Below are 21,936 nucleotides of genomic sequence, written 5' to 3' on the forward strand. Positions count from 1 at the left end.
AGGACAATGGCATGAGAATCACTCATACACTACAAGGAATAGCCTTGCTCGCGGCCCTTTCCAGTACCAGCGTGCTGGCCGATGGCATTCGTGCCAGCCTGGAGATGAGCCAGCAGAGCTATAAGGCCAGTGATAACGTGTTGGTCACTGTAACCCTGACCAATGACGCCAACCAGCCGGTAAAACTGCTCAAGTGGTACACAGCCGCTGATGGAGTGGAAGAATCCCTGTTCAAAGTCAATGCCGATGGCCTTGACCGTCACTATCTGGGCGCCCATTTCAAACGCCCGGCGCCCGGCAAGCAGGACTATATCAAACTCAAATCCGGTGAGAGTGTGTCCTATCAGGTAGAGTTGTCCTCACTTTACGACATGAGCAGCAGTGGCAACTACGAGATAAGCTATGATGTCAGTTCGCTGCAACTCTTCTCCCCCAACCCGGGCCAACAAAAGAAGCTGGCCCGCTTAGGGATAGAAGGGATACATTCAGATCCGGTCAGCTTCTATGTGGAAGGCCGTGAATTCAAGTCCGGCGTCAACAAGGGTAAACCCGGCAGTGGCGATGGCAACGCGGCGCCTGACGGTATCAGCTTTACCGGCCGTTGCAGCAATTCCCAACAGAGCGATATTCTGGCGGGACTGGACGCCGCCCGTACCATGGCGGCCGACAGCAAGCAATACCTCGCGAGCAACAACAACCCTTCAAGCTCTGTGCGTTATGCCACCTGGTTTGGCAGCTACAACAGCAGCCGCTGGAATAGCGTCAGCAGTAACTTCAGTGCCATAGACTCGGCCTTGAACAATCAGCCACTCACCTTCGATTGCAGCTGTAAGAAGAGTTATTACGCCTACGTTTACCCGACTCAACCCTACAAGATCTACATGTGTAACGCCTTTTGGAGCGCACCGGTATCGGGCACCGACTCCAAGGGCGGCACCATAGTCCATGAAATGAGTCACTTCAATGTGGTGGCGGGAACCGATGACATTGTCTACGGCCAAAGTGGCGCCAAATCGCTGGCCCTGAGTAACCCGGCCCAGGCGATTCAAAACGCCGACAGTCACGAATACTTTGCTGAAAATACTCCCTTTCAAAATTAAGGAAGCTACAGCAGATTAGTTTACCTTTCGTGGGCCGGTTCCCCCGGCCCACCTCCCTGTTACCTTGTGAGCTTGGGCGGACGGAACTGCCCCTTTTTTCCTCATAGTCTCAGAGCCATCCCATAACGGCCATCAAGCACTTGCAAGCCTTTCGCCTTTAAGCCAATGTAAGGCGCAGCCTTTATGATGAGAATCTATTGATGAAGTTGAAATATCCTTGTGCCTTGGTCGCCCTTTTTCCGCTATCGGCCATGGCCGCACAACCCGAGGGTTTAATGGCCGGGGTGTTTACCATACTGGTGCTGGGTGGTTTTACTCTGGTTAACCTGCTACTGCAGCTGGTTTTTTACTTCAACGGCCAATATAGCCGCCCAGGGTTTGTCCGCAGCCATATCTATTGGGCCTTGCCCATTCCGCTCATGACCCTGTTACTTGTCCTCTGGGATCATGCCTCTGTTGCCGATCTCAGTATGAACTTCGGTCTGGTGTTGATAGCCGTGGCACTGGCGTTATTGCCACTGCAACTGAAAAACTCAGCCAAGGTCGCCGGGCCTCAGGCCGGTTGGCGCTTGCTGGCAACCTCTGCCTTATTGTTGCTGCTGGCCAATATCATCTGGCCACTGACTATCCCGGCGATGCTTATCGCCTGGAGTGCTAGCGATTGGCAACAGCGTAAAGAAAACGGCTTTAAGTTCAGCCGGATAGTGTTAATACTGGCGGCGCTGGGGCTGACATTGTATGAAGGCTTTCAGGCCTGGCAACACTTTTTCGGAGCCTGATTTTCGGAGCCAAGTTTTCGAAACCTAAGTAGGGTCTGATATCCATCAAAAACCAGGAAATATAATGAAAACTGCCGCTCTGCCCAGTGATTTTCCGCTACTCGATGAGGTGCGAGCCTGCACCCTGTGCCGGGATAAACTGCCATTGCTGCCCAAGCCGATACTGCAGGCCCACCCTGACGCCAGGATTTTAATCGCGGGGCAAGCGCCCGGCAGGATAACCCATGAGCGTGGCCTGCCCTTTGACGATGCCAGCGGCGACCGACTAAGGCAGTGGCTGGGGGTGAGCCGCGAGCAGTTTTATGACCCCAGGCTGTTTGCCGTCATTCCCATGGGATTTTGCTATCCGGGAACGGTTGAAAAACAGGGGCGCAAACAGGGTGATATGCCGCCGCGGCCAGAATGCTCAGCCACCTGGCACCCAAGGCTTTTTGCCGCCCTGCCCAATATCGAGCTGACACTGATCCTCGGCAAATACGCCATGGCCTGGCACCTCAAGGGCAGTCCACTGGCCAAGGCGCCTGTCAGTACCGCCGTGGCAGAAGCTGACTCGCTGTGGCCGACAAAACTGGTGCTGCCTCACCCGAGTCCGCGTAATCGCCTCTGGTTTAAACAGCACCCGGAATTTGAGCAAAACCTGTTACCCAGGCTCAGGCAGAGAGTCGCCGAGTTATTAGCACATTAGGGTCTGTTGACCCTTGAAGATGGTTTTTGCAGCATTTGTCGTTTTTTATACCAAACAACGACAAATGCTACCCAAAGGGCTCGGCTAGACGCGCTTTACTCTTTGTTGCAAGGTATTTACCTAGGCCCCTAGGCTGCATACCTTGCGTCGCGATTAAAACGCGTCTAATACGAGCAAAATTCAACCATGAAAGGTCAACAGACCCTAGAGGCTCGCATGTATTTTCTCGACGCCGCGACCGCGCAGCAGATAGTGGATCGCACCATGAATATCATCGACCACAATATCAATGTGATGAACAGTCAAGGGGTGATCCTCGGCTCCGGCGACAAGCAGCGACTCAACAGTGTCCATGAAGGCGCCCTTCTGGCCATAGCCCAAAACCGCACTGTGGTGATAGATGAAGGCAGTCGCCACAGCCTGCACGGCGTCAAACCCGGGATCAACCTGCCGCTGCACTACCACGGCAAGATAATCGGCGTTGTCGGCATTACCGGTAATCCGGCAGAGCTGCTGCACTATGGTGAGCTGTTGAAAATGACTGCCGAAATGATGGTCGAGCAAGCCAACTCCCTCGAGCTGGATCTCTGGCATAAACGCCAGCGGGAAGAGTTTATTCTGCAACTGTTGAAACGTGACAGTTATAGCGAAAGCGATTTTTGTGCCTGGGCCGCCCAGCTGCAGATAGATCTGCAAAAACCCAGAGTTGCCGCCGTGATAGAACTCGCCAAAGGCGAAAGCAAGGCCACTGATCTCAAGGAAATCCAGCGTCTACTCGAGTATCCGCAAAGGGACAACCTGGTGGCCATGACCGCCATGGATCAGTTGGTGATCCTCAAACCCGCCTTTCTCGATGGTCGTAGCTGGGATCCGGCGCTTGAGGATCTGCGAATCGAGAAACTGCTTGCCCGTTTGCCGGCCGACACCCAAGGCCGACTCAAAATCGCGCTGGGGCATTTTTTTCCCGGTGAAGGCGGTATTCGGCGTTCATATCAAACCGCGCTGGAAACCCTGAGATTAGGGAAAAAGCGCGCGCCGGAAAAGACCAAGTACCTCTATCAGGATCACGCGCTGGCAGTATTGTTGTCCGGGCTGGTTAATAGCTGGCGCGGTCAGGAGCTGGCAGCGCCCTTTCGCAAACTGCAGCAGCATGACAAAAAGGGGCTGTTGCTGCGTACACTGAGCGCCTATCTGCAACACTTCGGTGACCAGCAACAATGTGCCAAGGCATTGTTTATTCACCGTAATACCCTGAGGTATCGTCTGGAACGTATCAGTGAGATCACCGGCATAGAGCTGCAAAGCCTGGATGGATTGCTGCAACTCTACCTGGGAGAGGTCCTCAGTCGCCTGGAACACAAATAATTGTGCATACGCACAAAAAACTAGCCACTTTCAGGGGGGAATTCCGTATTTTCCCCTAAAGCCATCACGGCGCGGCAACTGGGATAATAATCGCCAGCCCGCCTTCGCGCCGGCGCCCCAACCCCTACATAAATAACGACCCAATAAGGGACACTTATGAGCCTGGTACTAGTACTATTGGCGGTGATCATCTTTATTGTCATCGCCACCTCAACATTTAAACTACACCCCTTTTTGACGCTGCTGCTGGCGTCATTTATCGCCGCCTTCGGATTCGGCCTGCCCGCCGGGGAAATCGCCAAAACCATCAGTGGTGGTTTTGGAGGTATTCTTGGTTATATAGGACTGGTGATAGTCCTGGGAACTATCATAGGCACAGTGCTGGAGAAGAGCGGCGCGGCCATCACCATGGCCGATGTGGTCATCAAGGTGCTCGGGCAGCGCTTCCCGACTCTGACCATGTCCATCATAGGTTATATCGTTTCCATCCCAGTGTTTTGTGACTCAGGCTTTGTGATCCTCAACAGCCTGAAACAGTCTCTGGCCAATAGAATGCAGGTTTCCAGCGTTGCCATGAGCGTCGCCCTGGCCACCGGCCTCTATGCTACCCACACCTTTGTGCCGCCTACTCCCGGCCCGATTGCCGCCGCCGGTAACCTGCAACTGGAAGCCAGCCTGGGGCTGGTGATTGCAGTAGGCATTCTGGTTTCTGCCGTTGCCGCCTTCGCAGGTTTGCTCTGGGCCAACCGCTTTATGAACACTGAGCCGGATGGCGAAGGCGCCGAAGAGCTCAAGGCTTCTGCCGAAGAATTTGAAACACTCAAGGCTGCTTATGGCAAGCTGCCAAGCCCCTTGGCGGCGTTCTCACCTATTTTTGTTCCTATTTTGCTGATCTGCCTTGGTTCTATCGCCGCCTTCCCTTCCAAGCCCATGGGTGAAGGCATGCTGTTCAGCCTGTTCCATTTCCTCGGCCAACCACTCAATGCCTTGATGATAGGCTTGGGGCTGTCACTCTTGCTGCTCAAGGGCGACAACAAGGTCAAAGAGTTTTCCGATCGTATCTCACAGGGCCTGGCCGTTGCCGCCCCCATACTGCTGATTACCGGTGCCGGCGGCGCTTTTGGCGCTGTGATTAAAGCCACGCCTATCGGTGACTTTATCGGTACTTCACTGTCGGCTCTGGGTATAGGTATCTTTATGCCCTTCCTGGTGGCGGCGGCACTGAAGTCGGCTCAAGGCTCCTCCACAGTGGCGCTGGTAGCCACTTCGGCTCTGGTGGCTCCCATGTTGGGTGATATCGGCCTTGGCAGCGAAATGGGCCGGGTGCTGACCGTCATGGCCATAGGCGCCGGAGCCATGACAGTGTCCCACGCCAACGACAGCTTCTTCTGGGTAGTCACTCAGTTTAGCCGTATGAGCGTAGCCCAGGCCTACCGGGCTCAGACTATGGCGACCCTAATTCAGGGGATCACCGCCATCATCTTCGTCTGGCTGCTTAGCCTGGTTCTGCTCTAAACTCTTCCCTTGCTGCTGCCGGTTTCACCGGCAGCCCGTTGTACAGGAAATCAGATGAAAATAGTGATAGCACCGGATTCCTTCAAGGAAAGCCTGAGCGCCCTCGAAGTAGCCAATGAAATTGAAGCAGGCTTTAAACTCAGGCTGCCGGATGCCGAGTACCTCAAAGTGCCGGTGGCCGACGGCGGCGAAGGCACAGTGCAATCTATGGTCGATGCGACCAACGGTCACCTGGTCGAGCTTGAAGTCTGTGGCCCACTCGGACAAGCTGTGAAGGCCCATTACGGTATTCTGGGTACAGAAGGCACTCATGGTGCCAGAACTGCAGTTATCGAAATGGCGGCCGCCTCCGGGCTGCATCATGTCAGCCCGGCGCTTCGCAATCCAAGGCTGACCACAAGTTACGGCACCGGCGAGCTGATTATCGATGCCATAGAGCGTGGCATTCGCCACTTCATCATCGGCCTTGGCGGCAGTGCCACCAATGATGGCGGCGCCGGTATGGCCAAGGCGCTGGGCGCTAAACTATTGGATAGTGCCGGGCTGGAGATAGGCCCGGGGGGGGCGGCACTCGCGGCCTTGGCAACACTGGACTGCAGCCAACTGCATCCGGCGCTCACTGACTGCCATTTTGAAGTGGCCTGTGATGTGGACAACCCTTTATGTGGCGAGCGCGGCGCTTCGGCGGTATTCGGGCCGCAAAAGGGAGCCACTGAGGAAATGGTCGCCGAGCTTGACGCTGCCCTTGGCCACTTTGCCGATATTCTGGTTCAGAGCGGCTTTGAAGATAAGCGCCTGCAAAGTGGTGCCGGCGCCGCCGGTGGCATGGGACTTGGGGTGATGGCATTTCTGGACGCAGAGCTGCGCCCCGGTATCGACATAGTCATGCAGGCTGTCGGACTTGATGCCAAACTTGAAGGCGCCGCACTGGTTATCACCGGCGAGGGACGCATTGATGGACAAACCATCTATGGCAAGACGCCCATGGGAGTTTTGCGCCTGGCAAAGGCGCGCAACATTCCCGTGATTGGTATTGCCGGCTGTCTGGGCGCGGGTTCAGAGCTGGTGCTGGAGCAGGGAATGAGCGCCATTTTTGATATCATTCCCTCGGCCTGCGACTTGCCCAAGGCGCTGGCCGAAGCCAGAGCCAATCTGCAGCGCACCTCCAGCAATATCGCCGCGCTGCTGGCTCTGCAACTGAATAACGTCAATTGATTTTTCGCGGGTCAACCTCCTTGGCCCGCTGCTTTTTCGCTTCAGTTTCAACTTGTCTGACCGCAATCCTTGCAGTAAAGTGAGCTGCCATTTCAAGACCTGTGCAGACACAGGCAGATACAGTGTGAGACCAAAGCCCAATGACCGCCAGCAAACAACGCCAGGCCACCGCCTCAGAAAACTCTCTGATGCGTATCTTTACCGTGCCCGAAGCACCGGAATCGACCCTGAGCCGCATAGAGCAGGCATTGTCTGAAGATCTCGCCGGTTTCCTGACCCAAAATATTGCCGCGCTGGAAAAGCCCCTGAGTGAAATCGAAAAGGATTTCCAGGCCTTTGAAATCCCGCATCAACCCAGATTTGTTTCTGACTACACTGAAGAGATGATGCAGAATTTGGTGGCGCATTCAGTACACACCGCCGCCCCCAGCTTTATCGGCCATATGACATCGGCGCTGCCCTACTTCGTGTTGCCCTTATCGAAAATGATGGTGGGCCTGAATCAGAATCTGGTCAAAATCGAAACCTCCAAGGCCTTCACTCCCCTGGAGCGGCAGGTGCTTGGGATGATGCATCACCTCATTTATGACCAAACCACCGACTTCTACCACCAGTGGATGCACAGCGCCAATCATGCTCTGGGAGCTTTCTGCTCCGGCGGCACTGTGGCCAATATCACCGCCCTGTGGATTGCCCGTAACCAACTGCTCAAGGCTGACGGTGAATTTCGCGGTATCAATCGCGAAGGCTTAGGCGCGGCGCTCTGCCACTACGGTTGGAAGAGCCTGGCGATACTGGTGTCCGAGCGCGGCCATTACTCCCTGGGCAAAGCTGCCGATCTGTTGGGCATTGGCCGGGATAACATAGTTTCAATCGCGACCGATGCCAACAATAAGGTCGATGTCAACGCCATGCGCGAGGCGGCCACCAAGCTCGCCCGGCAGGGCATTCGAGTCATGGCGATTGTCGGCGTCGCCGGCACCACAGAAACCGGAAACATAGACTCTCTGCCTGAGCTGGCCGAGTTGGCAACCGAGCTCAATTGCCACTTTCATGTCGATGCCGCCTGGGGCGGAGCCAGCTTGTTATCCAGCAAATATCGCCATCTGCTCAAAGGGATAGAACTGGCAGACTCAGTGACCATAGATGCCCATAAACAGATGTATGTTCCTATGGGGGCCGGTATGGTGCTGTTCAAACAGCCTGAACTGGCGCGGGCGATAGTGCATCATGCCGAATATATTTTGCGTAAAGGTTCCAAGGATTTGGGCAGCCAGACTCTGGAAGGTTCCCGTCCCGGAATGGCCATGCTGGTGCATGCCTGCATGCAGATAATCGGCAAGGAAGGCTATGAAATACTGATCAATAATTCGCTGGAAAAGGCCCGCTTCTTTGCCGGCTTGATTGAGCAACACAGCGAATTTGAACTGGTGAGTGCGCCCGAGTTATGTCTGCTCACCTACCGTTGGTGCCCCTCTTGGGCACAAACTGCTCTGAGCCGGCAATTGGCCCAGGGCAATCTTGAAAAGGTCAAAGAGATCAATGGTATTCTTGATGACCTCACTCGTGCCATCCAGAAGAAACAACGTGAACAAGGCAAGTCTTTTGTGTCCCGCACCCGGATCCAACCCGCCCGTTATCACAGAGAAACCGTGACTGTATTCCGGGTGGTGCTGGCCAACCCGCTGACCACAGACACCATACTGGCAGATGTATTAAACGAACAAACTGAGCTGGCAGCTTCTGAAACCGGGCTACTGCAAGTGTTAAAGCAAGCCTGCAACTAAACATTTATTGAGGGCGATGCCGAGTCACGCCCTGCATGCCGTTTTCCCGCGCCCGTACACTTTTAAGCAACCCCACTATCATATCGGTGGCATTCAAGGGCGCATCTGCGGCAAATCCTTAATCTCTATCTTGCCGCTCTGGGTTGACTTGAAAACTGCCGCTTAAATGAACACAGGCAATAAACTCTTTACTCTTCTAAAAATAAACATGTTTACTGCAAGTGCACTCATCTAAGGAAGGTGCGAACAAGTCCCATGTATGCTGTGGGTCGGCTTACGGGCCTGGATGCAAGGCGTGGTTCGCGGCAAATGGCCCTAGTCCTTTGCAAGAAACTCAACATAGCAGACAGGTCTGTAAGCCACACCTGGATTGCCCACTGCTTATATTTCACCTTCTCATACCACGGGCTTTCTCAGGCTCCACTCAATCAACTTTGCTCTGATCAACCGTTGCGAAAACTGCTGCGGATCAAGCACCCAATTGGTGGCAATTTCCCGAACGTTCGCGTCATCCGGATAACATCCCCCTGTAGACAAGCCATTAATATAACAACGTTTAGCGGCTTGTACCTCTGCCTCCGTGGGTTCACCCGCCGAGATGTAGCTTTGGTCATATTCATAAAGCCCGTCATGATACACGGCATATTTTCTTGTTACCTGACCGTCTTCCGCCATAAACCAAAAATTGTATATACCTCCCTGATGGTCACCGAAGCCATAAGTTTTTCCAAATCTCTGGCTTAACCTAGCGGCGAATTCTGAAAGGTTGCGTAGGCATTCATCCAGCATTTCCATACTGTCCCTGAGGCCATACTGGCGAAACGGCAAGCCCCAACCACCAAGGTAGATAAGCCCATCAAGATCCGCGACAACCAGATGTGAAGTTTTCCAGATAAGCTTCAGATCGCCTGCAGAACCAAAATCGCTGATGGACCTGATATCCGCCTCTCCCTTTAGCTGGTCAACGATTCCATCCAGATCTGTGCTTTCTACGACCAACCAAATCATATTGCGATACATCGAAACACTCATTTTTATTCCCTTAAATATCTGAAGGTTTGAAAATTCAGTAGTCCACGGACTTTAGTGACTCAACAATGGGCCGGAACAGTAACAAAACCAAGAGACAAAACAAAGGGACAAAACAAAGAGATTAAAACCGAGATATTAAAATTGATCCCACCATAACTCTTGGTAGATTGCAGGCCGGAGTGCCACGATGAATTCAAAAAAAGTGCCTGATTTTTCCATCAGGCACTTGGGTCGCTTATCAGAGAGTTATCTGTTCCCTTAATGAATAACCACGGGAATACTGGGCAGGATGGTAGAGACTCCATTAGGGGTGGTGATTTCAATCAGCAGACTTCCGGCATCGGCTTGGTCGGCACCTTTCACCATCACACTATACTCCAATGCGCTATTTTGATTGGTTGAGAGTACAGTAAAGTTACCCTTACTCGCCAAACTACCTGCTGAGGTGCTGAAAGTGATACTCGTCCCGGATGGCAAGGGTTGATTATGAAGATCCCCGACAATGATTGATACCGCACCAACGGATTTACCTATGATATCCAAGGTCTGGTTGTCATTGAGGCCGTCACAAACATCCACTTGGTTCTTATCATCAGTACAGCTATCCGTAATTTCAGGAGTTGAAGCAACCGGGTCACTACCCGACATCACCAATACAATAGAAGCCCTGACATTGAGCGACTTGTCGGTTGCTGAGCACCCTTCGTGAGGATTATTACTGTCATCAAGCCGGCAAAGACTACCGTTATAGACGCCATCCGCCCCATCAAAGCTACCGCTATTATTAAAGTCCACAAAAGTCTCTAACTCTCCACCGGTTAGCGCTCTGTCATACATATCATCTTCATTATGGTCGACGAAGGCTTCCGATAAATCAAAGGGACGGCCGGAAACATCTGGTTTACTCTTGAAGTCGTTCCATTCATCAAGGTCGAATCGTCCATTACCATTGAGATCCGGGAACGACTCTTCTCCAATTGCCGTGGCCAAAATAGTTACCCGTCCGCCATAGGGTTGACCAAGGTTATCCAGGGAGGGTTGTTCTCCCCCCCAAAGGGTGTTGCCTGTAGGGCGGGGGTTTTGGCTGGTCCAGGTCACGGTACAAGCACCGGCTGCTGTTGTGCATGAAGACTCAATGACGCCACCTTCTGTGGTAAAGCTAACTGCAGTGCCATCCGGAACCGGGTTGTTGAAAGCATCTGCCAACCTGGCAGTCACTTTGACTTCAACGCCATCATAATTCCAACCTTCCGGGTTATAGTTATCAGCAGAAAGAGAGAAGGAATCCTGATCCGGAAGGCCGGTCGAAATCACCAATTGGCTGGACTGGGACGAAATCAATGGCAAACTGCCATCCACTTCAGCGGTTACCCTGACTGAAGTCGATACGGTTCCTGAATTAATCACAGTTTGGGCTATCCCTTGTGCATTAGTCGTCGCGAAAACAGGATCTATCTCTATACCACCGACGTCTGTATTGAGGGAAAAATTAACTCTTTGATTACTTACAGGATTGTTGTTCTTATCCAGCACTTTAAATCTAACAGTTGACGATTCCGCACCACCCGTGCCTTTTAAGCGGATAGTTTGCGGAGTCGCATCCATGAAAAAGATACTGCCCACACTCGCCGGTAACACATTGACCACAGCTTTGGCCGTCAGTGATTTGCCTCCGACATTTGCACTGATATTGATAGTATCATCACCGACACAGCCTTTGGCGAGATAAGTGCTGGTAGCGACACCATTAACTGCAATAACAGGTGAACTGATTTCCGCTTCCAAAGGCGTTTTACCGGCACAGACTGAAGTAAACATAACTTCGGCAGGCTCGACAAAAGGATTACCGTTATCATCCTGCAATGTCACGCTGACACTCGCTGTACCACCAGCAGAGACAACGGCTGGTGCCACAGCTGCCACCCCATCCTGAAATGGCGAGCCGCTGCCCATAAACACATTGGTTGCACCGACTTTAAATACCAGGGATGTCTCTTCACCGGACAGTAAAGTCGCGGTTGCAATCCCGGCTCCAGGCTGAGTACCGGCCAAGATCTGAACATAGGCCTTACCATTATCTGTGGCCGCCGTATCTATGGGGATTTCCCCCCTGTCACTGGTAAACTTGACAATGGTCTGTTTGGAAATCCCGGTGACATTGGCCACCAAATAGCCCGGCGTTAATGAGGTGATCGCTTCCAAAGGGATTGTACTGTCAGGATTAGCAACAAGCACCAAGGATATCTGAGCTCCCCCGGTATCGGCGCCACCATCACCTTTGGTATTGAATGAGACTTGAGCTTCAGCACCATCACCACTGCCAGGAGTATACCGGGCTGTTACGGTCCCCGAACCCAACTTATCGCCGGGCAAGAGATCTATTCGCACTACACCTTGTGCATCCGAAACCCCACTGTCAGAAGCCAATACACCTTGACCTTCAACGGAGAAGACAATTCTTCCGCCCTGGAATGGCACAGCGTTTTTGCTCAACGTAGCAACCAGTTTCCCCGGTACGGCATTGGAGACTTCCGATAAAGGCTCACCATTGGCATCGGTTAACTTAAGACTAATAGACCAAACACCACCCGCATCCAAGCCACCATCACCTTTGGTATTGAATGAGACTTGAGCTTCAGCACCATCACCACTGCCAGGAGTATACCGGGCTGTTACGGTCCCCGAACCCAACTTATCGCCGGGCAAGAGATCTATTCGCACTACACCTTGTGCATCCGAAACCCCACTGTCCGAAGCCAATACACCTTGACCTTCAACGGAGAAGACAATTCTTCCGCCCTGGAATGGCACAGCGTTTTTGCTCAACGTAGCAACCAGTTTCCCCGGTACGGCATTGGAGACTTCCGATAAAGGCTCACCATTGGCATCGGTTAACTTGAGACTGATGGTATAAGTATCTGTAGGCACAGTCGGCGTTGTGCCATCTCCACCGTCGGAAATACTGCCACCACCACCACAGGCAAATAAAAGAAAACTACATATTAGAGTGAAGCAAAACTTAAACGCTGACTTCATTGTCAGACTCCCTATTACTCAATAATCACAAATTACATTCATCTGTATTACTTATAGAGCAACATTGTATAATTTTCAGTAAACATTTCCACAACATGTGAGCATAACTGGCAATTATCAATATCAATATTTAACCCGCATGCCATTTCCTCAAGAGAGCTTTCTTGCTAGGCTTTAGTGCGCCAAATTACAAAAGTACAAGAATTAAACAGGAAAATTTATGGCATTCACTCCAACCAAGAAAATGGGCCTGACCGGTAAGATCCTTATTGGCATGGCAGCCGGTATCATTGTCGGTCTTCTTCTGAGAGCTTTTTTCCCCGCTGGTGAGCTGGATTCACCTCAAGTCCAGCAAGATCCCTATTTCATCTTTGTGCGGGATTACATCACCGAAGGCTTTCTCAATGTCGTCGGTACTATCTTCATTTCCAGCTTGAAAATGCTGGTAGTGCCCTTGGTCTTTATTTCTCTGGTTTGCGGTACCAGCTCACTCAGTGATCCCTCAAAACTGGGGCGTTTGGGTGGCAAAACCATCGCTTTCTACCTTTTTACCACCGCTATAGCTCTAACACTGTCAATTATGGCGGCAGTGATGATCCATCCCGGCCACAGCAGCATGTCTACCGCAGGCAACAGTTTTGAAGCCAAAGATGCTCCCAGCCTGGCGGAAGTATTGATTAACATAGTACCCACCAACCCGATGCAGGCGATGAGCGAAGGCAATATGCTGCAGATCATTATCTTTGCGGTGATCTTTGGTTTTGCCATCTCTCATGTGGGCGACAAAGGCAAGCGGGTTGCGGCGCTGTTTGAAGACCTCAATGAAGTCATCATGAAAGTGGTCACCCTAATCATGCATCTAGCGCCTTACGGGGTATTTGCCCTTATGGGTAAACTGGCACTGACACTCGGCGTAGAAACTTTCGGTAGTGTGGTCGCTTACTTCTTTGTGGTACTGGGTGTACTGCTGGTCCATGCTTTTGTCACTTATCCTATTCTGCTCAATCTGCTGTCAGGACTGAATCCGTTCACCTTTATCCGTAAGATGCGCGACGTGCAGCTGTTTGCCTTCAGTACTGCCAGTTCCAACGCCACTCTGCCGGTCACTATCGAGACGGCTGAGCATCGCCTGGGCGTCGATAACAAGATAGCCTCGTTCACCTTACCCTTGGGCGCTACCATCAATATGGATGGCACAGCCATCATGCAGGGGGTGGCAACGGTATTTATCGCTCAGGTTTACGGTATCGACCTAACGATTACCGACTATATTACCGTGGTTGTCACGGCCACCCTGGCCTCTATCGGCACAGCCGGGGTACCGGGAGTGGGTCTGGTGATGCTGGCCATGGTGCTCAATCAAGTGGGCTTGCCGGTAGATGGTATAGCACTGATTATCGGGGTCGATAGATTGCTGGATATGGTCCGCACCGCGGTGAACGTCACAGGTGATACTGTCGCAACAGTGGTGATCGCCAAGTCGGAAAATGAGTTCAATGAAGAAACCTTCAACGACCCAAAAGCCGGTAAAACCAATGTCAGCTTCCATAAGGAACACCATACTCCCATGTAAGGAGTAAGCTGAATTCGCTGAAAGCAAAATTCAAAGAGGGCGTCCATTCGGACGCCCTCTTCTATATTAACGGATTTGATTTAACCCATCGAGATAAGCGGAGCCAAACTTAACGCTCCCAGTAGGCTTCTTCCAGGCTATCTTCCCGCTCGGGTAACCCCCTTGATAGGCGCGGACTATGCTGAGCCAACACTTCATAAGCGACCCGGTTGGCATACTTACAGATCTGTGAAAATGAGGAATAACACAAGCCATCGCGCTTATGCTTACTGGAGCCCGGTACATTGGTCTTGTGGAAAGTATTGGCTGCCAAGTCATGCAGGAGTGCAGACAGAGCACCATCACCGGCGCCGTTGGTATTGTGAATTTTCTCCGGCCCGCCCATGTAAGGCGAAATATGGGCATATACCTTGATGGGTTTATCACAATCATTTTTCAATTTCGGACGGGAGAACTCATAACGATTGAATTCAGGAATAGCGCCGGGCAGCAGAGTATGGGCCGTCTCGCGTTTCTCGGCGTCATCGGTATAACCTGCGGTGTAAAGTCCCGAAGCACCCGCAGTCGTCAACACCATGTCACACCATTCAAGTGCCGCTTCACTGGCCAGTAAAGGATCGGCAAATCCGGTCAACGCCTCACCTTCATCTTCATTCATTGCCAGCACAGTCACATATTGGCGAATAAAATCCTGCCACCATTTGGGATCTTCGGCAATCAGGAAACGGGTTCCCAAGGTCAGTACCACAGGTACTTCGGCTTCCTGGGCGTAGCGAATGGCTGTCAGCGCCGCTTCACCTATCTGATCGCCATCACTGGCCCGCATCAGATAAGCGGTCAACACCAAAGCAGAACTGCCCTGGATCACTTCTTTATCGATAAACTCCGGGCTTAACTTGTCCATTGAGCCCTTGCTGATGGCAAAAGTACGCTCACCGTCATCGGAGATCAGGGTAAAGCAGCGACCTATCGGACCTTCAACCGGCTGTAAGTAGTTAAGATCCACCTTGGACGAAGTGTTGCACAAATAGCGGTAGGCATAACTACCTACTTCAATATGCTTGCTCATCACACCAAAGAGCACAGATCTGTCATCGGCCAGAATTGAGTAGTTGTGAATGGTATTACCGATAGTGCCGCCGGCAAACTCATCGCTGACCAACTCACGGCTTTTGAGCTCATGATACAGCTGGTGGGCACTGGCATCATCAATCAGAGTCGAGTTGCCTTTGGGTAAGTTGTAACGCTGCAGCAGTTCATCTTCGACCTTGGCTTCGATATCCACCAAAGTTTGATCTATACCTGAAATCCAGGTGCTGAAAGGCTGTGGCTGCTGAGTCAACTGCGCCAGCAAAGGATCACGGGTTTTGACCGGAAAATAGTGTTTGGATTTACGCTGACCGGGAAATTTCATATTGGGCTCTCATTTTCATCGTCCCTGAGTAGTGTACCGTTTGGGTACACTTTCCTGATAATGATCTTAAGTCAGGCTGACGGAGCTGCCAGCGACCACTTTAAATGGCGGCAGATTCTATCACAAATCCACCGCCACACCAGTGTACGCTAACGGGCTTGATACCAATTTTCAGTGTGAAACTTCACCAACTCGGCCAAAAAACACATATGAGCCGATTGCGCATTGAGACAAGGGATAAATTGATATTGTTTCCCACCGGCTTCAAGAAAGCTTTCGCGGCCTCCTTGAGCTATCTCTTCCAGTGTTTCCAGGCAGTCGGCGGCAAAGGCGGGACTCATAATATCGACCGAATGAACCCCCTGTCCCGGCAAAGATTCGAGCAGCTCATCGGTATAGGGCGTTAGCCAAGGCTCCTTGCCAAAACGGGATTGGAAGCACAGCTGCCATTCACCTTGCCCCAGGCCAAGCTCGGTGGCCAACAACTTAGCCGTGGTTTCACATTGACTGCGATAAGGATCCCCCTCCTTAATGTAACGCTCGGGCACCCCATGAAACGACATCAGCAGCCTTTGTCCCCGCCCTTCTCGCTGCCAATGGGTACGAACACTATCGGCCAGGGCCTGAATATAACCTGGCTTGTCGTGATAATCTCGCACAAACCTCAGTTCAGGCAGATTGCGCTCCATTTTCAGTGCTGCGGCAACACCGTCAAACACGCTGGCCACAGTAGAGCAGGAATATTGAGGATAAAGAGGCAACACCAGCACCCTGTCAACTCCGGCATTTTTCAGCGCCGTCAGGCCATCACTCAAGGACGGACTGCCATAACTCATCCCCAGCTCAACGGGAACGGTTACGCCCGTTTGCTCCCGAAGCAAATCTGCCAGAGCTTGTCTCTGCTGTTTACTGACCACCATTAAAGGTGAGCCTTCCGCCTGCCAAATAGATTGATACAACTTGGCGACTTTCGCCGGACGGGTATTGAGAATAATACCTTGTAACAGGGGTTGCCACAGCCAGGGGGACAGATCCACCACACGTTGATCGCTGAGGAACTGTTTCAAAAAAGTACGTACTGCCGCTTTGGTTGGCGCAGCGGGAGTACCCAAGTTAACCAAAAGCACACCGAATGGAGGACGGGTATCCTGCACTGTATTATTCCTGTTCCGAGAGAGATGGCGCCAAGTTAACACCGCTAAAACCATAAAAAAAGCCCGCAATTGCGGGCTTTTTTCGATTATGAGAACCGGTTCTGATAATTAATCAGCCCAGCGCCTTCACAATGGCTTCGCTGACGGAAGCAACGCTTTGGGTACCGTCGAATTTACTGTACTTGGTATCACCCTTGGCCGCCATGGCACCATAGTAATCCACCAGCGGCATGGTCTGTTCGTGATAGATGCCCAGGCGCTTGCGTACTGTGCTCTCTTCATCATCCGGGCGGATAACCAGTTCTTCACCTGTTACATCATCCTTGCCGTCTTCTTTTGGCGGATTGAAGACCACATGGTAAACCCGGCCAGAACCAGGATGCACCCGGCGACCGCTCATACGTTTAACGATTTCTTCGTCCGGTACATCAATCTCAATCACATGATCAACATGGATACCGTTAGCCACCATGGCATCAGCTTGTGGAATAGTGCGTGGGAAACCATCCAGCAGGAATCCCTTGGCGCAGTCGTCCTGAGTAATGCGCTCTTTAACCAGACCTATGATCAGCTCATCTGAAACCAATTGTCCGGCGTCCATCACCTTCTTGGCTTCCAGTCCCAAAGGCGTACCTGCCTTTACGGCTGCACGCAGCATATCGCCGGTTGAGATCTGTGGAATGCCATACTTTTCCATGATGAACTGAGCCTGGGTACCTTTACCGGCACCAGGGGCGCCCAATAGGATAATGCGCATATCAAGAGTCCTCTTTTCGCATTGATATTCTTGTTAGGGCGGCGATCTTCGCACATCTGGCCGCCCATGAGAAGGCCTTTGGCTTCGACTTTAGCCACAGAAACGCCAAAAAAACCTGACAGCTCTGACCTGTTAAAAGCGGTCAAAACCGCTCAGGCAGAGGCTTGGCCTGCCAAGCTTAACTCTATCAGTAGAGTAAACTATAAAGCTTGCGACGATAGCTGCTCGCCAGTGTATTCCCCTGACCAAGGGCTGAAAGTATCGTCAGAAACTGCTGTTTCAATTCACCATTACCGGCGTTGAGATCTTGCTGCAGTTGGGCAAAAAGCAACTCCAGGGCCTCTTCATCCCTGTGCGCCTGATGCAGTGCCGTTGCCAGCTTGCCAAGTAAACCCAGGTCTCCCGGAGCTGCTTCGAGCGCTTGTTGCAAAGAACGGATTTCCGGCGTATCAGCCGCCTCTTCCGCCAACTTGAGTTTGGCCTGCAAACTGGCGTAATAAGCATCCTGATCTTCAAGCTTGATGCCGGCAAGCAGGCTTTTGGCAGCGGCAATATCACCGCTTAACAGGCATGCATCAGCATAAGGCAAAGCCACCTCGGCGCCATTGTGCTCGCCATAGGCTTCCTTCAGCAACACCAGGGCTGCGGCGGCATCGCCTCCGGCGAGTAATTCTCTGGCGTCAGCAAGTTTCAGCTCCCAGGCGGCAGGCAGATGTTTATCCAGCATGACCTGAATTTGCGACTCGTCCTGCACCCCGGCAAAGCCATCAACCGGCTGGCCCTGACTGAGCAACAAAGTGGTCGGCAAGCTCTGGATCTGGAAATAGGAGGCGATTTCCATTTCAGTTTCGCAGTTGACGGCCGCCAGCAGCAGTTGCCCCTGATAACGGTTTGCCAATGTTTCCATGGTGCCGAGTAGCCCCAGACTCTCCGGGCTTTGCTGCGCCCAGAAGACCAACGCGACCAACTGTTGTTTCGAGGCTTCCACCACCTGTTGAATGTTGTCGCGGGTCAGTTCGATACGTGTTTCCATAGCAATCCTTGTTGGATGGTCGGGCTATACCCGAGTAAAAAAGGGCCATAAAGGCCCTTTTTTGATTGGCTTACTTAAGGTTGGCAAGCAACATCTGGTTCATCAAGCGGATAAACTCAGATGGGTCAGCCAGGCTGCCCTTTTCTGACAGCATTGCCTGTTGCAACAACAGGTTACTCCAGTCAGTAAAGCGGCTTTCATCCGTCTCGTCATTGAGTCTGGCCACCAGCGGGTGCGTCGGGTTCAGCTCAAATGTTGGTTTGACTTCCGGCACCTGTTGGCCGGCGGCCTGCATCAGCTTGATCATCTGGCTCGACATCTCGCCTTCACCGGCCACCACACAGGCTGGAGTGTCGGTCAAACGCGTGGTCACCCGTACATCCTTGACCTTATCACCCAGCGCCTCTTTGATACGCTTGAGCAAAGACTCGGATTCGGCCGCCAGTTTTTCCTGTTCGGCCTTTTCATTCTCATCTTCCAGCTCACCGAGATCCAGCTCACCGCGAGTCACAGAGTGCAGCGCCTTTTCCTTGTACTCTGTCAGGTGGTTGATGAGCCACTCGTCGATACGGTCAGACATCAACAGCACTTCGATGCCCTTCTTACGCAGCAGCTCCAGATGCGGACTGTGGGCCGCCGCCTCATAGCTGTCGGCAACAATATAGTAAATCTTGCTCTGACCTTCCTTCATGCGGCCGATGTAATCATCCAGCGATACAGTTTGCGCCGCAGTGTCATTGTGGGTCGAGGCAAAACGCAGCAAGCCGGCCACACGCTCGCGGTTGCTCCAATCCTCTGCCGGGCCCTCTTTCAGTACCTGGCCGAACTCAGCCCAGAACTGCTGGTACTTGTCGCTGTCGTCTTTAGCCAGTTTCTCCAACATGCCCAGCACCCGCTTGGTAATGGCCGTGCGCATGGCTTGGGTCACCTTGTTGTCCTGCAGTATCTCCCGGGAGACGTTCAGCGGCAGATCGTTGGAGTCGATAAGACCTTTGACGAAACGCAGGTAAGAAGGCATAAACTGCTCGGCGTCATCCATGATAAATACGCGCTGAACAAAGAGTTGCAGACCCTGCTTGCGATCCCGGTTCCAAAGGTCCCAAGGCGCCTTGGAAGGAATGTACAGCAAGCTGGTGTATTCCTGCTTACCTTCAACCCGGTTGTGACTCCACAGCAGAGGATCGCTGAAGTCATGGGAGATATGCTTGTAAAACTCCCGATATTCTTCATCGGAAATCTCAGACTTGTTGCGGGTCCAAAGCGCGGTGGCCTTGTTCATCACTTGCCATTGACCTTCAGTCGCCGGAATTTTTTCACCATCCGGGCCTTCGGACTCGGGCGAACCTTCCTGCCACATCTCTACCGGAATGGAGATATGATCTGAGTACTTGGTGATGATAGAGCGCAAACGCCAGTCATCGGCAAACTCTTTTTCCTCTTCGCGCAGATGCAAAGTAATCTCGGTACCGCGGCTATCTTTAACTATGTTTTCAACGGTAAAGTCGCCTTCACCGGCAGACTGCCACTGCACGCCCTCATCGGCCTTGTGACCGGCGGCGCGGGTTCTCACTGTTACCTTGTCGGCCACAATAAAGGCCGAGTAGAAACCCACACCGAACTGGCCAATCAACTGCGAGTCTTTGGCGGCATCGCCGGAGAGGTTTTTGAAGAATTCTGACGTGCCTGACTTGGCAATGGTACCCAAATGCTCGATAACGCCGTCACGGGTCATACCTATACCATTGTCTTCAATGGTAATAGTGCCCTTTTCCTTATCAGTACTGATACGTACCCTGAGCTCGCCATCACCTTCATAAAGCGCGTCGTTGGTAAGCGCCAGATAACGCAGTTTGTCGGCGGCATCGGCGGCATTGGATACCAATTCACGCAAGAAAATCTCCTTGTTGGAGTACAAAGAGTGGATCATCAAATGCAAAAGTTGTTTGACTTCAGTTTGAAAACCATGAGTTTCTTGATGTGACATGAATAGCTTCCCTTGTTTATCGCAATAGGTTAAACCAACTTGAGTTGTTTAATTAAATGGGGATGCGATTTTCAAATTCAAGGGCGGGATGACACAGACCGATAACAGCCGCAGAAAAAATAGCCCGAAGTGAACTCTGAAAATAGTCCAGCACCAATTGCCGTTTTCCATCTGTGTCGAAAATATGCAATCTTTGTCCGCTTTGTCCGGTTATCGTCTGGAAACCCCTCTCAGGAGATATCATGATGAAACGACTCAACTATGCTAATGCTGCGCCACAAGCCTTGGAACTTCTATACCAACAGGAACGCTACTTCCACCACCAATTCAGTTCATCGAAGACCATGTCTATAACCATCTGGGAACTGGTCAAACTCAGAGTCTCACAGATTAATCAATGCGCCTTTTGTATTGACATGCACAGTAAAGACGCGCTGAAGTATGGTGAAAAAGCCGAACGAATTTTTGGTCTCAATGCCTGGCGGGACATGCCTATTTACAGCACTGCGGAAGGTATTGCCCTCGGTTGGGCCGAGCAACTGACCGCAGGTTTGGGTGTCAGCGATGAAGAGTACCAACAGGTGCTGGATTGTTTCGGCCCTCAGGCGATGACAGATTTGACCATAGCCATCAATGCCATCAATAGTTGGAACCGTATCGTTAAAGTATTTAAACCCGAGGTCGGCAATTACCAGCCCAAGTGATTCAGGTTGCGTATGGACTTAAAACTATTTTCCCCCAAAGGCAATATCGCAGCAGATATTCAAGCTATATGGTCTGTTGGCGTATCGACAGGGCATAGGGAGCCAATTGTTCGATTACTGCTGGGCGACGCCGGCAGCGGTATCCTGTTCAATTTTGGCCCAGAGGTGTTTTTTGATGGGATATGGCATCCTCCGGGGATTATTTTGTTGCCTACTAGCCAGACTTCCCAAAACATCATCATGCCGCCGGGGACCCAAATGGCAGGCATCCGCTTTCATCCAGCTATGGGCTATCAATGCCTGGGAAAACGCTTCGACAACCCTGTCCGTAGTGAGCGGGAAACTGATATCCATACTCTGCTTAGCCCACTATATTTGCAGCTCTGTGCCTGCAGTGGCCACTATCCCCGCATCCGCACCATGTATCAATTTACTCGGCAACATATCGTCAGCCGTAGTGAAAGCCATCAAAGGGTCAAGGAAATCCTCCGGCATACACACCACAAGCATGCCAAAGAAACCACTTTGGGATTACGTCAAATAGAACGCCACTTCCAGAGCTGGATGGGGATGACCCCTAAATATTATCAACGCGTTATTCGGGTCAAGCAGGCAATGGAACAACTCCGGCTGGCACCATCAACATCACTGGCCGAACTGGCAGCCGACTTTGGCTTCGCCGATCAGGCACATATGACCCGTGAATTTCGTACCTTGGCCAATATCACGCCGAAACATTACGCCCGCCGCTACTTATTCAACGCTCTGCAGGCAAAAAATAGCCCCGCATAAGCGGGGCCGGT

At 52.0% G+C, this 21,936-nt stretch carries 17 protein-coding genes; 10 read left to right on the top strand and 7 right to left on the bottom strand.

Annotated elements, in window-relative coordinates:
• Nucleotides 1–11: 11 nt before the first annotated feature.
• The 7 genes from AYI96_RS05215 (at nucleotide 12) to panP (ending at nucleotide 8,446) form a co-directional block, all read left to right on the top strand.
• Nucleotides 12–1,100, top strand: a complete 1,089-nt coding sequence (locus AYI96_RS05215; RefSeq protein ID WP_144361128.1) for a M35 family metallo-endopeptidase — start codon at nucleotides 12–14, stop codon at nucleotides 1,098–1,100.
• Between the two features lie 200 nt (nucleotides 1,101–1,300).
• Nucleotides 1,301–1,879, top strand: a complete 579-nt coding sequence (locus AYI96_RS05220) for a hypothetical protein (protein WP_071476466.1) — start codon at nucleotides 1,301–1,303, stop codon at nucleotides 1,877–1,879.
• A gap of 64 nt (nucleotides 1,880–1,943) precedes the next feature.
• Entirely contained in the window at nucleotides 1,944–2,564 is a 621-nt protein-coding gene (locus tag AYI96_RS05225; protein ID WP_144361129.1) for a uracil-DNA glycosylase family protein, read from the top strand.
• A 216-nt stretch (nucleotides 2,565–2,780) separates the two neighbouring features.
• Nucleotides 2,781–3,929: a sugar diacid recognition domain-containing protein gene (locus tag AYI96_RS05230; RefSeq protein ID WP_039033869.1), complete on the top strand. Its 1,149-nt coding sequence runs from the start codon at nucleotides 2,781–2,783 to the stop codon at nucleotides 3,927–3,929.
• 156 nt (nucleotides 3,930–4,085) lie between these two features.
• Nucleotides 4,086–5,444 (top strand): GntP family permease, encoded by a 1,359-nt coding sequence (locus AYI96_RS05235; RefSeq protein ID WP_025886739.1) that lies wholly within the window; start codon nucleotides 4,086–4,088, stop codon nucleotides 5,442–5,444.
• A gap of 54 nt (nucleotides 5,445–5,498) precedes the next feature.
• The gene (locus AYI96_RS05240; RefSeq protein ID WP_144361130.1) at nucleotides 5,499–6,659 is read left to right on the top strand and encodes a glycerate kinase; all 1,161 of its coding nucleotides are present in this window, start codon (nucleotides 5,499–5,501) and stop codon (nucleotides 6,657–6,659) included.
• Nucleotides 6,660–6,799: 140 nt separating this feature from the next.
• Nucleotides 6,800–8,446 (top strand): pyridoxal-dependent aspartate 1-decarboxylase PanP, encoded by a 1,647-nt coding sequence (gene panP, locus AYI96_RS05245; RefSeq protein WP_144361131.1) that lies wholly within the window; start codon nucleotides 6,800–6,802, stop codon nucleotides 8,444–8,446.
• Between the two features lie 396 nt (nucleotides 8,447–8,842).
• Here panP and AYI96_RS05250 read toward each other — a convergent pair whose 3' ends face one another.
• Nucleotides 8,843–9,478 carry a hypothetical protein gene (locus AYI96_RS05250; protein WP_039033865.1) on the bottom strand — a complete coding sequence of 212 codons (636 nt, stop codon included), beginning with the start codon at nucleotides 9,476–9,478 and terminating at the stop codon, nucleotides 8,843–8,845.
• A gap of 258 nt (nucleotides 9,479–9,736) precedes the next feature.
• Nucleotides 9,737–12,514, bottom strand: a complete 2,778-nt coding sequence (locus AYI96_RS05255; protein ID WP_186300016.1) for an Ig-like domain-containing protein — start codon at nucleotides 12,512–12,514, stop codon at nucleotides 9,737–9,739.
• Between the two features lie 220 nt (nucleotides 12,515–12,734).
• Here AYI96_RS05255 and AYI96_RS05260 point away from each other — a divergent pair, with 220 nt between their 5' ends.
• Nucleotides 12,735–14,087: a dicarboxylate/amino acid:cation symporter gene (locus tag AYI96_RS05260; protein ID WP_039033863.1), complete on the top strand. Its 1,353-nt coding sequence runs from the start codon at nucleotides 12,735–12,737 to the stop codon at nucleotides 14,085–14,087.
• A gap of 109 nt (nucleotides 14,088–14,196) precedes the next feature.
• Here the strand turns inward: AYI96_RS05260 and AYI96_RS05265 are convergent, their stop codons facing one another.
• The 5 genes from AYI96_RS05265 to htpG form a co-directional block, all read right to left on the bottom strand.
• A complete protein-coding gene (locus AYI96_RS05265; protein WP_144361132.1) occupies nucleotides 14,197–15,501 on the bottom strand; it encodes an inosine/guanosine kinase in 1,305 nt (434 codons plus the stop codon).
• Between the two features lie 149 nt (nucleotides 15,502–15,650).
• Nucleotides 15,651–16,655, bottom strand: a complete 1,005-nt coding sequence (hemH, locus tag AYI96_RS05270; RefSeq protein ID WP_260852950.1) for a ferrochelatase — start codon at nucleotides 16,653–16,655, stop codon at nucleotides 15,651–15,653.
• A 112-nt stretch (nucleotides 16,656–16,767) separates the two neighbouring features.
• A complete protein-coding gene (gene adk / locus AYI96_RS05275; protein ID WP_039033860.1) occupies nucleotides 16,768–17,412 on the bottom strand; it encodes an adenylate kinase in 645 nt (214 codons plus the stop codon).
• A gap of 187 nt (nucleotides 17,413–17,599) precedes the next feature.
• Nucleotides 17,600–18,445 (bottom strand): tetratricopeptide repeat protein, encoded by an 846-nt coding sequence (locus tag AYI96_RS05280; protein WP_039033859.1) that lies wholly within the window; start codon nucleotides 18,443–18,445, stop codon nucleotides 17,600–17,602.
• Between the two features lie 70 nt (nucleotides 18,446–18,515).
• Nucleotides 18,516–20,429: a molecular chaperone HtpG gene (gene htpG / locus AYI96_RS05285; protein ID WP_039033858.1), complete on the bottom strand. Its 1,914-nt coding sequence runs from the start codon at nucleotides 20,427–20,429 to the stop codon at nucleotides 18,516–18,518.
• A 242-nt stretch (nucleotides 20,430–20,671) separates the two neighbouring features.
• Here htpG and AYI96_RS05290 point away from each other — a divergent pair, with 242 nt between their 5' ends.
• Both AYI96_RS05290 and AYI96_RS05295 read left to right on the top strand, forming a co-directional pair.
• Nucleotides 20,672–21,133: a carboxymuconolactone decarboxylase family protein gene (locus AYI96_RS05290; RefSeq protein ID WP_144361134.1), complete on the top strand. Its 462-nt coding sequence runs from the start codon at nucleotides 20,672–20,674 to the stop codon at nucleotides 21,131–21,133.
• Nucleotides 21,134–21,391: 258 nt separating this feature from the next.
• A complete protein-coding gene (locus AYI96_RS05295) occupies nucleotides 21,392–21,925 on the top strand; it encodes an AraC family transcriptional regulator (RefSeq protein ID WP_186300018.1) in 534 nt (177 codons plus the stop codon).
• Nucleotides 21,926–21,936: the final 11 nt, after the last annotated feature.

This window comes from Shewanella sp. MSW, assembly GCF_007636515.1.
Lineage (GTDB): Bacteria > Pseudomonadota > Gammaproteobacteria > Enterobacterales > Shewanellaceae > Shewanella > Shewanella indica.

What these genes read in the sequence shown, in the direction of transcription:
- AYI96_RS05230 (WP_039033869.1), top strand. Translation starts at nt 2,781, where the DNA reads ATGTATTTTCTCGACGCCGCGACCGCGCAGCAGATAGTGGATCGCACC.
- AYI96_RS05220 (WP_071476466.1), top strand. Translation starts at nt 1,301, where the DNA reads ATGAAGTTGAAATATCCTTGTGCCTTGGTCGCCCTTTTTCCGCTATCG.
- AYI96_RS05215 (WP_144361128.1), top strand. Translation starts at nt 12, where the DNA reads ATGAGAATCACTCATACACTACAAGGAATAGCCTTGCTCGCGGCCCTT.
- AYI96_RS05240 (WP_144361130.1), top strand. Translation starts at nt 5,499, where the DNA reads ATGAAAATAGTGATAGCACCGGATTCCTTCAAGGAAAGCCTGAGCGCC.
- AYI96_RS05290 (WP_144361134.1), top strand. Translation starts at nt 20,672, where the DNA reads ATGATGAAACGACTCAACTATGCTAATGCTGCGCCACAAGCCTTGGAA.
- AYI96_RS05225 (WP_144361129.1), top strand. Translation starts at nt 1,944, where the DNA reads ATGAAAACTGCCGCTCTGCCCAGTGATTTTCCGCTACTCGATGAGGTG.
- adk (WP_039033860.1), bottom strand. Translation starts at nt 17,412, where the DNA reads ATGCGCATTATCCTATTGGGCGCCCCTGGTGCCGGTAAAGGTACCCAG.
- AYI96_RS05280 (WP_039033859.1), bottom strand. Translation starts at nt 18,445, where the DNA reads ATGGAAACACGTATCGAACTGACCCGCGACAACATTCAACAGGTGGTG.
- AYI96_RS05265 (WP_144361132.1), bottom strand. Translation starts at nt 15,501, where the DNA reads ATGAAATTTCCCGGTCAGCGTAAATCCAAACACTATTTTCCGGTCAAA.
- panP (WP_144361131.1), top strand. Translation starts at nt 6,800, where the DNA reads ATGACCGCCAGCAAACAACGCCAGGCCACCGCCTCAGAAAACTCTCTG.
- AYI96_RS05255 (WP_186300016.1), bottom strand. Translation starts at nt 12,514, where the DNA reads ATGAAGTCAGCGTTTAAGTTTTGCTTCACTCTAATATGTAGTTTTCTT.
- AYI96_RS05250 (WP_039033865.1), bottom strand. Translation starts at nt 9,478, where the DNA reads ATGAGTGTTTCGATGTATCGCAATATGATTTGGTTGGTCGTAGAAAGC.
- htpG (WP_039033858.1), bottom strand. Translation starts at nt 20,429, where the DNA reads ATGTCACATCAAGAAACTCATGGTTTTCAAACTGAAGTCAAACAACTT.
- AYI96_RS05295 (WP_186300018.1), top strand. Translation starts at nt 21,392, where the DNA reads ATGGCAGGCATCCGCTTTCATCCAGCTATGGGCTATCAATGCCTGGGA.
- AYI96_RS05235 (WP_025886739.1), top strand. Translation starts at nt 4,086, where the DNA reads ATGAGCCTGGTACTAGTACTATTGGCGGTGATCATCTTTATTGTCATC.
- AYI96_RS05260 (WP_039033863.1), top strand. Translation starts at nt 12,735, where the DNA reads ATGGCATTCACTCCAACCAAGAAAATGGGCCTGACCGGTAAGATCCTT.